Origin of the sequence: Epilithonimonas sp., assembly GCF_032055105.1 — a bacterium.
In the GTDB taxonomy this organism is placed as follows: Bacteria; Bacteroidota; Bacteroidia; order Flavobacteriales; family Weeksellaceae; genus Epilithonimonas.
This window is the reverse complement of record NZ_DAMBRK010000006.1, coordinates 118,235-131,408: the sequence shown is the minus strand read 5'-3', so window position 1 is coordinate 131,408 and position 13,174 is coordinate 118,235. Positions and strand designations below refer to the sequence as shown.

Annotated in this window: 13 protein-coding genes; 6 read left to right on the top strand and 7 right to left on the bottom strand. The window is 34.7% G+C overall.

Going from position 1 to position 13,174, the window contains the following annotated elements; translation table 11 throughout:
* Window positions 1-46: 46 nt before the first annotated feature.
* Window positions 47-736, bottom strand: coding sequence for an ABC transporter ATP-binding protein (locus RTY06_RS06995; RefSeq protein ID WP_312823926.1), 690 nt, complete (start codon window positions 734-736; stop codon window positions 47-49).
* A gap of 173 nt (window positions 737-909) precedes the next feature.
* Between RTY06_RS06995 and RTY06_RS06990 the strand changes: the two genes are divergently transcribed.
* The 4 genes from RTY06_RS06990 (at window position 910) to RTY06_RS06975 (ending at window position 4,881) form a co-directional block, all read left to right on the top strand.
* Window positions 910-2,271 (top strand): TolC family protein, encoded by a 1,362-nt coding sequence (locus tag RTY06_RS06990; RefSeq protein ID WP_312823813.1) that lies wholly within the window; start codon window positions 910-912, stop codon window positions 2,269-2,271.
* Window positions 2,272-2,432: 161 nt separating this feature from the next.
* The gene (locus RTY06_RS06985; protein ID WP_312823812.1) at window positions 2,433-3,344 is read left to right on the top strand and encodes a serine hydrolase domain-containing protein; all 912 of its coding nucleotides are present in this window, start codon (window positions 2,433-2,435) and stop codon (window positions 3,342-3,344) included.
* 63 nt (window positions 3,345-3,407) lie between these two features.
* On the top strand, window positions 3,408-4,037 hold the full coding sequence (locus RTY06_RS06980; protein WP_312823811.1) for a CoA pyrophosphatase: 630 nt from the start codon (window positions 3,408-3,410) through the stop codon (window positions 4,035-4,037).
* Between the two features lie 43 nt (window positions 4,038-4,080).
* Window positions 4,081-4,881, top strand: coding sequence for a 1-acyl-sn-glycerol-3-phosphate acyltransferase (locus RTY06_RS06975; protein ID WP_116031899.1), 801 nt, complete (start codon window positions 4,081-4,083; stop codon window positions 4,879-4,881).
* 90 nt (window positions 4,882-4,971) lie between these two features.
* Here RTY06_RS06975 and fabV read toward each other — a convergent pair whose 3' ends face one another.
* Window positions 4,972-6,174 carry an enoyl-ACP reductase FabV gene (gene fabV / locus RTY06_RS06970; RefSeq protein WP_312823810.1) on the bottom strand — a complete coding sequence of 401 codons (1,203 nt, stop codon included), beginning with the start codon at window positions 6,172-6,174 and terminating at the stop codon, window positions 4,972-4,974.
* Window positions 6,175-6,480: 306 nt separating this feature from the next.
* Between fabV and RTY06_RS06965 the strand changes: the two genes are divergently transcribed.
* On the top strand, window positions 6,481-7,968 hold the full coding sequence (locus RTY06_RS06965) for a glycoside hydrolase family 28 protein (protein ID WP_312823809.1): 1,488 nt from the start codon (window positions 6,481-6,483) through the stop codon (window positions 7,966-7,968).
* Between the two features lie 121 nt (window positions 7,969-8,089).
* On the opposite strand, the gene RTY06_RS06960 is transcribed toward RTY06_RS06965, so the two are convergent.
* Complete coding sequence (locus RTY06_RS06960; RefSeq protein ID WP_312823808.1) at window positions 8,090-10,186, bottom strand: DNA topoisomerase 3; 2,097 nt, start codon at window positions 10,184-10,186, stop codon at window positions 8,090-8,092.
* A gap of 178 nt (window positions 10,187-10,364) precedes the next feature.
* Window positions 10,365-10,841: a TolC family protein gene (locus RTY06_RS06955; protein WP_312823807.1), complete on the bottom strand. Its 477-nt coding sequence runs from the start codon at window positions 10,839-10,841 to the stop codon at window positions 10,365-10,367.
* 17 nt (window positions 10,842-10,858) lie between these two features.
* Here RTY06_RS06955 and RTY06_RS06950 point away from each other — a divergent pair, with 17 nt between their 5' ends.
* Window positions 10,859-11,083 (top strand): HAMP domain-containing sensor histidine kinase, encoded by a 225-nt coding sequence (locus RTY06_RS06950; RefSeq protein WP_312823925.1) that lies wholly within the window; start codon window positions 10,859-10,861, stop codon window positions 11,081-11,083.
* A gap of 4 nt (window positions 11,084-11,087) precedes the next feature.
* On the opposite strand, the gene RTY06_RS06945 is transcribed toward RTY06_RS06950, so the two are convergent.
* From RTY06_RS06945 to RTY06_RS06935, 3 genes are read right to left on the bottom strand one after another with little or no spacing between them, the layout of a single operon-like run.
* Window positions 11,088-11,831: a DUF2490 domain-containing protein gene (locus RTY06_RS06945; RefSeq protein ID WP_312823805.1), complete on the bottom strand. Its 744-nt coding sequence runs from the start codon at window positions 11,829-11,831 to the stop codon at window positions 11,088-11,090.
* Between the two features lie 13 nt (window positions 11,832-11,844).
* Window positions 11,845-12,291 (bottom strand): PepSY-like domain-containing protein, encoded by a 447-nt coding sequence (locus RTY06_RS06940; protein ID WP_312823804.1) that lies wholly within the window; start codon window positions 12,289-12,291, stop codon window positions 11,845-11,847.
* Window positions 12,292-12,344: 53 nt separating this feature from the next.
* Entirely contained in the window at window positions 12,345-13,154 is an 810-nt protein-coding gene (locus RTY06_RS06935) for an HAEPLYID family protein (protein WP_312823802.1), read from the bottom strand.
* Window positions 13,155-13,174 lie beyond the last annotated feature (20 nt).

The window sequence follows — 13,174 nt, the reverse complement described above, 5'->3', positions numbered from 1 at the left end:
TTGTTAATGGTTATTTTTTGTCAGCCTGAGGCTCTCGAAGCCTTTATTATAATACGATTTGATTGATGAATTCATCACTTTCTATTCTGCCATCTTTCAGGACAACATTTCTTTTGGTTTGTGCTGCAACATCATTTTCGTGAGTTACGACAACAATTGTTTTTCCCTCATTATTGATTTCCTGAAGCAGCTTCATAATATCGTGAGTTGTTTTGGAATCCAAAGCTCCGGTCGGTTCATCGGCAAGGATTAATTTTGGTTCAGAGATTAAAGCTCTTGCAATGGCAACTCTTTGTTTTTGTCCTCCGGAAAGTTCACTAGGAAGATGTTCTGCCCATTCCTTCAGTCCAACTTTTTCCAGATATTCCAAAGCTTTTTTCGTTCTTTCTTTTCTGGAAACATTTTGATAATAAAGTGGAAGCGCCACATTTTCCAACGCCGTTTTATAATTAATCAAATTAAACGACTGAAAAATAAATCCGATGAAACGACTTCTATATTCTGCCGCTTTTACTTCCGTAAGATGTTTGATTGGAAATCCGTCCAATTCATAAATCCCGTTATCAGCTTCGTCCAAGATTCCGATGATATTAAGCAAAGTCGATTTTCCGGAACCGGAACTTCCCATAATAGAAACAAACTCACCTTGATTAATATTAAGATTAATACCTTTCAGCACATGGAGTTTGCTCTTACCTGTATCGTAAGATTTGTTGACATCTTCTATTTTCAGAATCGGATGAGACATTGTCTGGATTTTACATGATAAGTAAATCCGAATATCGAATTGTTACATCCACATTAAAAATATTTTATGATTTTTTTTCATTAATTAAATTTGAAAAAAATTTAATTGCTGGCGTAACATTTTTACAATTCCGAAGTCTTATTGTATATAATTTTTCTTTTATGCTTAAAAAAGTTTTTTGTATTTCGCTTTTGTCTATTGGAGTTTTGGGATTTTCTCAGAAGAAATGGACAATTCAGGAATGTGTGGATTATGCAATTAAAAACAATTTGCAAATCCAAGCACAAGCTTACAACAAAGATGTACAGACAAAAAATCTGGAAATGGCAAAAAGAGAATATCTGCCTTCGGTTTCTGGAACAATTTCTAATAACGCCAACTTTGGTCAAACCTTGGTTGGAACAAGCAGTATAAGAAATGACAGCTATTACAACGGAGCTAATGTTGGCGCGAGTGTTTTAGTTTACAATAACGGAAGACTCGAAAAAACCATCCGAAAAACAGGTTTTGATGTAGAAGCTAGCTTACAGGATATCGAGACCATTAAAAATAATATTTCGCTTCAAATCGCTCAGCAATATCTCAACGTAATACTGAACAGAGAAATCAAAAAAATCTCTGAAAGTGCGATGGATAATGCTCAAAAATTATACGACCGTGCAAAAATCACGACTGAAGTAGGAACTACTGCTCAAACAGTTTTAGCGGAAGCAACTGCTTCATTAGCAAGAGAAAAACAAAATGTAAAAACAGCTCAAATCAATGTTGACAAAGCTTTGTTTGCAATGGCTCAGCTTCTCCAACTTCCAAATTATAAAGACTTTGATGTTGTTGACATTCCTGTTCCGGAGGAATTAGCTCCTCAAACCGAGACTGTAGAAGAGGTAATCAATATTGCTTATGAAAATCAACCCATTGTTAAAGCTGCCGAAACTAGAATAAAAGCTGCCGAGGCACAGACAGAAGTGGTTAAAACTAATTTTTATCCAACCATTTCTGCAACTGCTGGAATCGGAAGTTTTTACAATAATCTTTTGAATAAAAATACAATTGGTTATACAGTAGATGCAGCTGGTAATCCTGTTGCAGTCACTGAACGAAATTTCACACAGCAATACAGCGACAATTTTGGTCAGCAATTGAGTTTGTCTGCAAACATTCCGATTTTCAATAAAGGGATTACAAAATTGCAAGTTGAACAGACCAAAATCAATGAAGTTATTGCTAAGAATAATCTCGATCAACAGAAGTTTCAATTGAAGCAAGATATTCAGCAGGCGCAGTTCAATGCAGATTCTAATTATGAGATTTATATTTCTGCCATCGAAGCTGAAAAAAGTACGAGATTAGCTTTGGATTTTGCCGAGAAAAGTTTCGCAGCTGGACGTTCTACAATCTATGACGTAACGATTGCCAGAAACAATTATGTGAATGCGCAAGGTTCTGTAGCTCAAGCAAAATATAATTACCTGTTTAGCATAAAAGTTTTGGATTTCTATGCTGGACGTGGAATTGCACTTTAAAATTGTAAATCTTTTTTGTCCAAAAATTAAATCATTACAAATCATCTATCATTATAAAAATGCAATATCAAAAAAAACTATTCTCCATAATTACTATTTTTTTAATTCTGACTAATAGTTTAATTGCACAAGATAAAAAAGCAAATCAGATAGATTCATTAATGAAACATTACAATGATGCTGGATTTTTCAACGGCAATGTACTGGTTTCAAAAAACAATAAAATAATTTATAACGCAGCATTTGGTTTTACTGATGCTACAAAAAAGGATAAATTAACTACTGAGTACCGTTTCAACATTGGTTCAATCACAAAAGAGTTTAGCGCAATAGCCTTATTGCAATTACACGAAAAAGGTAAACTCAAATTAGATGATAGAGTTTCCAATTTTTTTCCTGAATTCCCAAAATGGGCAACTGAAGTTTCAATTAAAGATTTGTTACAATATACAAGTGGAATTCCTAATGTAAATTGGAAAAAAATTAAAAGTCAAAAAGATATTTTTGATGATTTAAAATTAGTAGAAAAACTAGATTTTGCTTCAGGATCTCAATACGATTATAATATGAACAATGTCTTTATGAGGCAGTTTATTATTGAAAAAATCACGGGAATGAGTTACAAAGATTATGTTCAAAAAAACATTTTCAACCCTTTGAAACTGAATTCGGCTGAGATTACCCCAATCCGGAATAATAAAAATATTACGAAAGGATTTAACAATAAATTAGTGGAAGACAAACCTGATTTTTTGGTCGGTGGAACTTTCATCACAACAATGGATTTATTAAAATTTATAAATAGTCTTCATTCTAATAAAATCATTAGTAAAAATTCTCTTTTCGAACTTGGACAACAATTTAAATCTGAGGACACACAATCTGCTTTGGGTGAAGCAAAATTCAATAATAAAGAACTTATTGAGCATTCACACGACGGAAGAGCCGGAAATTATGAAGCACTAGTAGTTTCTGATATCGACAAAAAATTCACAATTATCCTGCTCGGAAATAATTACCAAGGAAAATTATTTGAAATTTCCAATACAATTAAATCAATCATAAAAGATTAATTACCCTTTATTGTTTTCCTAAATTCCAACAATAAATCTTACAAAATTCCGTATCTTTGAGATATGCAGATTTTTGGAAAAGATTTACTCAGAGATATCAAAGAAGCCGAATTGTTGGGAGAGAATGCACACAAAATTTATTCTCCGCCTTATCGTCCTGTCTTCAGTTATGAAGATATTCTAACCAAGAATCCGAAGTTTGCAGCGGTTAACATTCTACTCTATCTTAAAAATAATGAATGGCATTTTCCATTGATTGTAAGAAGCATCAACGAAAATGACAGACACAGTGGACAAATCTCTTTACCCGGCGGAAAAAGAGAAAAAGAAGACCTAGATTTTTCTTACACAGCCAAACGAGAAACTTCTGAAGAATTAGGAATTGATGAGCATTATGTGAGAATCATTCGCGAGATGTCGCCAATTTATATTCCGCCGAGTAATTTCTACGTCCATTCTTTTGTTTCTTACACCAAAAAGAATCCGGAATTCTTTTTACAAGAAAGTGAGGCGGTGGAATTGATAGAATTTCCTATTTCATCTTTACTAAGTCTTCCAAACCGACCAAAAAATATGGTTTTACCATCAACTAATGGTGCTGAGGTTCCCGTGATTGATTTCAATGGTTATATCATTTGGGGTGCTACATCGATGATTTTGAGCGAATTTAGTAACTTGTTAAAAAATGTTTAATTTTGCAATAGTTTCTAGCCACAGAAATTATAATTAACAATCAATGCCGAAAAAAAACATTTTCACAGATTCCTTTGGAAATATCTATATTCTGAAAAGGATTATTATTTTCATTCTGGGAGTTGTTTCTTACAGAAGATTCAATGGTTTTAATAAATTGAAAATTACCGGAACAGAAAATCTCACCGATTTGCCAGACAGCAATGTGCTTTTTGTATCCAATCATCAGACTTATTTTGCCGATGTTGCTGCAATGTATCACGCTTTTTGTGCTGTTAATAACGGCTATCACAACACGATTAAAAATCCTGTTTATCTTCTGAATCCAAAAGTAGATTTCTATTACGTAGCTGCGGAAGAAACTATGAATAAAGGGATTTTGGCGAGAATTTTTAAAATTGCTGGAGCAGTTACCGTAAAAAGAACTTGGAGAGCAGAAGGTAAAAATGTTAACCGAATGGTTGATATGAGTGAAATCGAAAATATTATGACAGCTTTGGATAATGGTTGGGTCATTACATTTCCTCAAGGAACAACCTCGGCTTTTGCACAAGGTAGAAAAGGAACTGCGAAATTGATTAAGAACCAAAGACCAGTTGTGATTCCGATTAAAATCAATGGATTCCGTAGAGCGTTTGATAAAAAAGGATTAAAAATAAAAGTAACCGGTGTAAAACCAACAATGGAGTTTCAACCCGCTTTGGATATCGATTATGATAACGAATCCGCAAACGAGATTCTGGACAAAATAATGCACGCCATTGGACAAACTCCAGAGCACAATCTTCTCCACGAATATGATGTAAAACAGAAAGAGATAAAATCTCAATCTCAACAACAATAAAAAACAGCTACTGAAAAAGTAGCCGTTTTTGTTATTATTAATGACTGAAAAATCTATCATCTTTCAGTCTATTATCTCTTAGTCTAAAATCTAAGCTTCGATACTTGGAACTTGTACGTTCTCATTAGCATCTTTTTCATAATCGATTCCGTCGATTTCGAATCCAAATAAGTTGAAGAACTCTTTTCTGTAACCTTCGATATCACTGATTTCAGAAAGATTTTCAGTAGTAATCTGGTTCCATAACTTTGCCACTTCTGCCTGAACATCATCAGCCATTTCCCAGTCATCCACACGGATTCTGCCAGCTTCGTCCAAAGCAACTTCTCCATTTTCAGTGTACAATCTGTCTGCGAAAAGTCTCTGCATTTGCTCGATAGTTCCTTCGTGAGTTCCTTTCGCTTTCATCACTTTATAAAGTAGAGAAATATATAATGGAACAACAGGAATTGCAGAACTAGACTGTGTTACCAAAGCTTTGTTCACAGAAACATAAGAAACGCCATTAAGGTCTTTCAATAAGTCATTCAAAACGGTAACAGTTGCTTCAAGGTCATTTTTCGCCTGTCCGATTGTTCCGTTTCTGTAGATTGGGAAAGTCAATTCTGGGCCGATGTAAGAATAAGCCACAGTCTTAACACCTTCTGCCAAAACGCCGGCTGCTTTCAATTCTTCTATCCAGAATTTCCAGTCTTCACCACCCATTACAGCAATAGTGTTAGGAATATCCACGTCGTTTTCAACCGGAGCAATAGTTACATCGGAAACTACACCTGTATGAAAATCTACAGTTTTGTTGGTATAAGGCTGTCCAATTGGTTTTAAAACAGATGCATGCGCTACACCCGTTTTTGGATGTGTTCTTCTAGGAGAAGCCAAACTATAAACCACCAAATCAACTTGACCAAGGTCTTTCTTAATCAACTCGATTGTTTCTTTTTTAACTTCGTCAGAAAATGCATCGCCATTGATACTTTTTGCATAAAGTCCTGCTTCGTGCGCTTCTTTTTCAAAAGCTGCAGAATTATACCAGCCTGCAGTTCCCATTTTTCCTTCAGAAGCTGGTTTTTCGAAGAAAACTCCGATTGTTGCGGCGTCTGAACCAAAAGCGGCAGTAATTCTGGAAGACAAACCAAAACCTGTAGAAGCACCTATTACTAATACTTTTTTAGGTCCGTTTTTGATTTCGCCTTTCGACTTAACATATTCTATCTGATTTTTAACTGCCTGAAGCGCTCCGTCCGGATGAGCTGTCAAACAAATAAATCCTCTTGTTCTAGGTTGAATAATCATTGTTGAAATTATTTTTAGCATTGCAAATTAAAGAAATTTGAATCAAATATTAAGAATTATCTGTAAAAAAGCGTATTCTGATTTTTAGTTTTCTTAGGATTAATAATACTTTCCGAGAGTAGTTATTTTTATTTTGCGCAATCGATTGCGCACTTCGTTATTTTGTTTAATTTTACCTGCATTCGGAATTGTAATAAAGTATGTTTCTACAATGTATTTCTGTAAAATTCTGATTTTTTTTATTAAGCAACAGTTTAATTTAACCAATAGATTTAAAATCAATCAAAAGAACTCATATCAATAACAATGAAAAAACTTTTAATAGGTATCGCATTTTCTTTGACAGCAATAGTTTCTGCTCAGAAAAATGACATTAATTACTACATCCAGAAAGCACCCTTCAAATTTGGAGAAATGGTTTTGCCAACAATCCCTCTAAAGGATTATAACTTCAAGGATTTCGGAGGTGTGGGAGACGGAAAAACCTTGAATACAAAAGCATTTGAAAAAGCGATTTCCACGATTGCTCAAAACGGTGGCGGAAGACTGATTGTTCCAGCCGGAACTTATTTGACTGGTCCAATTGAATTGAAAAGTAAAATCGATTTTCACGTTGAGGAAGGTGCGATTGTGCAATTCAGTTCAGATATTAAACAATTTCCTTTGAGAGAAACTTCTTCCGGAAAATTTGAAGTGACAGCGCCAATCTGGGGAAATAATTTGAAAGATGTTTCTTTTACAGGAAAAGGAATTTTTGACGGCGCAGGCGAAGCTTGGAGACCTGTGAAGAAATTCAAAACAACGGTTGCACAATGGAAGGAATTACTTGCAAAACAAGGCAGCGTCCTAAGTGATGATGGGAAAATCTGGTGGCCAAGTGCAGCTGCAAAAAATGGCGAAGAATTAGCAAAAGTGATTACGAAAACACCAGGCGCAACAATAGATATGTATGAGCAAATTCATCATTTCTTAAGGCCAATGATGTTCACTTTATCAAAAGTGACGAATCTTTTGATTGATGGACCAACGTTCAGAAACTCTCCAAAATTTGTCATCAATCCAAAACAAATCACCAATCTTGTCATCAGAAATACAACGGTTTACAATCCAAAATGGGCTCAAAACGGAGACGGAATTGACATTAGTGCGTCTAAAAACGTAATTATTTACAACACCAAAGTAAACGCAGGCGACGACGGAATCTGTATGAAATCCAGCGGAACTCCGAAAAATGGCGAAGCTAATTTACAAAACGTCATCATCGCAGAATGTACTGTGAATGAAGGTCACGGCGGTTTCGTAATCGGTAGTAATACAGACGGCGGAATGAAAAATATCTACGTTACCAACTGTACTTTTGACGGAACAGACATTGGAATCCGTGTGAAAAGCAACTCGGGAAGAGGTGGCGATGTGAGTCAAATTTTCATTGATAATATTGAAATGAAAAACATTATCAAAGAGGCCGTTTTATTTGATACGTTCTATGCTGATGCGCCAGTTGGCAGCACAAAAGAAAGTGAAGCAGCGCAACATACAGGTGAAAAAGTGCCATATTTTCACGATTTTTATGTGAATAATGTGAATTGTTCTTCGTCTGAAACGGCTTTCAGTTTCAGTGGACTTCCTGAAAAACTGATTGAAAATCTTTTCTTTAAAAACGTGAATATCACCAGTAAAAAAGGAATTGTTGGCAAGAACGCACAGAATATCGTTTTTGAAAATGTGAAAATCAATCAATCTACAGATTATAAAATTGACAGCAATCTGAAAAAAGCGATTGTTGTGAAGTAGATTATTTCTCGCTGATTTAGCGGATTTTGCAGATTCATCAGCCTAATCTGTAAATTCTGCGAGAGTAAAACGATTCAACCCTTTCAGAGTTTGAAACTCTGGAAGGGTTTTATTTTAGTAGTTATTTTATGCTAATTGAAAAATCTTCATTCATAATCAAAAAACCTTCTTCCTGATTTCCAGTAAAACCTTTCAGTTTGGAAGTTTTACTTTTCAGAATCAAATCCTGAAGTTGTTTCTCTGATAATTTTTTTCCGAATATCTCGAATGGAACTTTGAAACCACAACCTTTATAATCGGAACATCCAACGGCAGTTTTACCTTTCATTAAATTGTTCGATTTACATTTGGGACATTGGGTTTCTTCCCAAATAATTTCGGTTTTGACTCTCGGTTTTTTTTCTTTTGGAACAGGTTTTTCTTCTTCGAAATTAATGACTTTTCCTTTTCCACTGATGACTTTTTGAGTCAAATCCGTCACCATTTCTATCAATTCTTCTTTGAATTGGTTGGCTTCGTATTCACCTTTTTCAATTTTTCTCAGTTTTGATTCCCATTCTCCTGTGAGTTCTGGGCTTTTGAGAACTTCGTCTTCTATTGTATCAATCAAATCTACACCTATGGAAGTAGCGAAAATATTTTTCTTTTTCCGTTCGATGTATTTTCTTCGGAACAAAGTCTCAATGATGTTGGCTCGTGTTGATGGTCTTCCGATTCCGTTATTTTTCAACATTTCTCGTAATTCTTCATCTTCAACCTGTTTCCCTGCAGTTTCCATTGCTCTCAGCAAAGTCGCTTCTGTGTAAGGTTTGGGAGGCGAAGTTTTTCCTTGATGAATCAAAGGTTCGTGGTCTCCTTTTTCGCCAGCAACAAACTCAGGAATGGTTTGTTCCTCGTCTTTATCTTTTTCGTCCTTTTCTTCTTTTTTATCTTTCAAGTAAACCGCTCGCCAGCCTGGTTCGAGAATTTGTTTTCCCGAAGCTTTGAACGGAATTGTTCCCACTTGACCTTCCACCAAAGTATTCGATATTTTACATTCAGGATAAAAAACAGCAATGAATCGTCTTGCGACCAAATCATAAATGAGTTTTTCTTCTCTTGTCAAATTAGATGAAGGCGGAATTTCTGTGGGAATAATCGCGTGGTGATCCGTTACTTTTGTATCATCAAAAACCGCTTTAGTTTTCGGAATCGGCTGAGTCAATAATGGCGAAATCAAATCTGAATAAATTGTCATACTTCTCAAAATCCCACCAATTTTGGGGTAAAGATTTTCTGATAAATAAGTCGTATCAACTCTCGGATAAGTCGTGTGTTTTTTTTCGTAAAGACTCTGAATATAATTAAGCGTATGTTCCGCTGAAAAGCCATATTTTTTGTTGGCTTCTACCTGAAGTCCAGTCAAATCGAACAATCTCGGATTCTTTTCTTTTCCTTCTTTAATTTCAAAAGAGACAATCTCAAACTGATTTTGTTTAAGATATTCTAAACCTTTTTCTGCTTTTTCTAAGGTTTTTAATCTATCAATCGACGCACTGAAAAGCACATCCCGATATTTAGTTTTCAGTTCCCAATATTCTTCCTGAGAAAACGCATCAATCTCTTTTTGACGCTGAACAAGCATTGCCAAAGTTGGCGTTTGAACTCGCCCAATCGATAAAACGCCTTTGTTTCCACCAAATTTCTTTGTAAATAATCTCGTTGCATTGATTCCCAAAAGCCAATCTCCAATTGCTCTTGCATTACCTGCCAAATAAAGATTTTTATAATCTTCTGCAGGTTTCAGATTTTCAAAACCTTCTTTGATTGAATCTTCTGTCAAGGACGAAATCCACAAACGTTTCATCGGTTTATCACATTTGGCTTTCTGCAAAACCCAACGCTGGATGAGTTCTCCTTCTTGCCCAGCATCGCCACAATTAATCACCTCATCACACTCTTGAACCAGTTTTTCTATGGTATTAAATTGTTTCTCAACGCCATTATTATCAATCAGTTTGATTCCGAAATTTTTGGGAATAATTGGTAAGAAAATTAAATCCCACGATTTGAAATGTGGTGCATAATCCTGCGGTTCTTTCAAAGTGCAAAGATGACCAAAAGTCCAAGTCACGAAATAGCCGTTTCCCTCCATATAACCGCTTTTGGGAGTTGTAGCGCCCAAAACTTTGGCTATATCACGGGCAACGCTTGGTTTTTCGGCAATACAAAGTTTCATTTGGAATATTTATTTTCTTTAAGGTCAAATGGAACGTTAAAACGTTTCATTGATTTTTCACTTTAGAAAGGGAAGCAAAGTTGCGGAAAAATTTAAAATCAGAAAAGTTGTTTTTTAATAAAAAATCCCTCCAGACTTTTAAGCCTCGGAAGGATTCGTGAAAAAAATAATGTATTTTTTACAATCCAGCTTCAAAAACCTTGAGTAATTCGGTTTGTTGGATAACATCATTTTTACTATTAATTAGGTCATAATTCGCTTGTAACCAAGTATTTATAACGACGAAAAATGTATAAGCGTCCATTAGTCCTTCTTTGTATTTTTCTTCGGATTTTTGGAATGATAATTTTTGATTTTCGAAATTGGCTTCCAAAAGATTATATTTTTCTTGGGCATTCAGGAATTGTGCTTTGATGGAATTGATTCTTTGAGTTAAATTATTGATGACAATATCCTTATCGTAATTGGAATTGATGACATTCAGCTTGGCAATTTTAACATTGTTTTTCACTTGCAGTTTGTTGAAAATCGGAATATTGAGACCGAATCCTAACTGTTGATTTTTGTTGGTTTTGATTTGGCGCAGACTTCGGTCTTGTCTTACATTCAGAAAACGGAAAAATTGCTTTTGGCGATTAAGAAAAAGATTTTTCATTATTTCCAAAAACTGAAATTAAAACTCAGAATAAACGCATCATTCTGAGTGTAGAAAATAACGGAATCGGAATCCAAAAGGAAATTAAGGATAAGATTTTCCTTCCATTTTTTACGACGAGAAGTAACGGCTCAGGAATTGGTTTAACGCTTAGCAAAAGTATCATCGAAGCTCATAAAGGTTATCTTAATTATAAACCTTTGGAACAAGGAAGTCGATTTAAAATTTGGTTTGTGGAATGAATTACTAATTTTTATGTTTCCCATTAAAAACTATGTCCAAAGCAAGATAACTCACATCGTATGGATGATTTCCGCCCACAAGATTATTCATATAACCAATATCAAAAGTCACAGAAGAATTTTTTGGAGTGACAGAATAATAGGCTAAAAACCGACTTTCGTGGTATTGCATGTCACTCCATTCTTTTGAAATTGCACCTTTTTCTGTTGAAAATAATTGTTCCGAACTCAAAATCAATTTTTTGGATGCGTCTTGATTTAAATCTATACTTAATTGCAACCGAAACCTACTTCTAAATGCAAAAGACTCTGCATCTTCCAAACTTTTTGGGGCGAAAAACTTTCTAAATTCTTGTCTAAAAGTTGGTGTGATTTTGAATTTCTCACCTTTAAAAGCATAAGACAATCTACCGTACAACCTTATTTCCTGCTGATCAATAGTTTTTCTATTTTCAGAATTTTGTACTTTTTGATCTCTTAAACTTAAAGCAAATGAATATTGCAAATTGTTTTTCAACTGATGATAAAATTCTTGATTGAGGACCAAAATCGCAGGTTTTCCTATAAAATCAAGAGCATTTTCACTCGTTCTTCCCATTCCGAAATAAGTCATAGACTCCCAATTTTCATTCATTTTTTGTTTAAACCCTGCAGCAAACCAGCTCGCCGTTTTGGCGTGTCCCAAACCTGGCGGACTGATCTGTGCAGAAAGGTTGAAGTCAAAAAATAGTAAAATTATAACACTCAAAAAACATCTCATCTTAATCTTCTTTTTTCTGTAAAATTCTTCCTTGACTGTCAAAAACAATTTTCCATTCGATTGAATGATTTTTCAATTCGGCTTTGTAAATCGTTTTCCCATTTTTGAAAATTCTTTTTACATCATCTACTTTGTAACCCGCATAATACTTGTTAATAGTTGCTAAAACAGTTTTTGGAAGTTTATTTTTGGAGATTTCTTCATCATGCCTAACCATTTTTCCATCTCTGGAATAGAGAATTTTATGATCATCGCCTAAAAATCCAGTTTCAAATTCCACTTCATAAAGGTTACCTTTGATCTCCCAATCGATATCCGAAGCTTTTGGGAAGTTTTTTTGAAACTGGTTTAAAATAACCGATGGAACTTCATTCTGATGAATATCCTGCGCTGAAATGTGATTAAAACTTAAACATAAAACACTGATTGTTAAAATTAAATTTTTCATAATGTAAATTTTATATTGCTAATATCTAAAACGATTTGGGAAACATTTGGGAATCAAGGTTCATAAATCAATCTAAAGAAAGAAGAATTATTCTGTTGATCATGATTCAAAGGAATTCCTATGACTACCCCAACTGCAAAATGAGAATTCATCTTGATTTTAACTTGCGGTCGTAAAGTCAGCACCATTTTCCCGTGACTGATTTCTTTATTTACTTCCACACCAATAAAATGACTTGTATTGGGAAGTGTGTACATCACAGAACTGTTGATTTCCCAATCCACAGGAGTTCTACTTTCGCCAAATTGATGTTGGATTTTTGGATATGCGTACACCAAAGTATGAATACTAGAACCCCATCTTTTTGCCGCAACAAAAAACGGACTGTACGTTAATCCCGTAATAAATTTCCCTTTCCCATAATTTTTAAAATCATTAAACTCCAAAACCTGTGTATAACCGATTGCTAAAGAAGTTTTGGCCTTTTCTGAAACAAAAAAAGAATACTGCGCCGAAAATCTGATTCCATCCAAACGGTTTCCGGGAATTTGTTCTTTTGCAGTCCCGTTTTTCGGACTGAAAAAGGAAAAATCGGTTTCCACTTCAAGTCCTAATCGGTTGATGGGAGCAAATTCGTATTCCGCTAAATAACCGTTTTCTCTGTAATTTTTTGTGCTTGAAAAATCGGCTCCGATGTTGAATTCTTTTTCACCTTTTCTCGCACCGAGATCTCTCACCAAATCCTGAAAAATTGGTTCTGCATGAGAAACTTTTACGGGTTTAGATGAAGTTTGTGCTAAAGCTAAAAAGCATCCCAAAAATTGAATAGTTCCGAATATTAAAATATGTTTCAGTGTTTTCATACTGCAAATCAACAGTACGA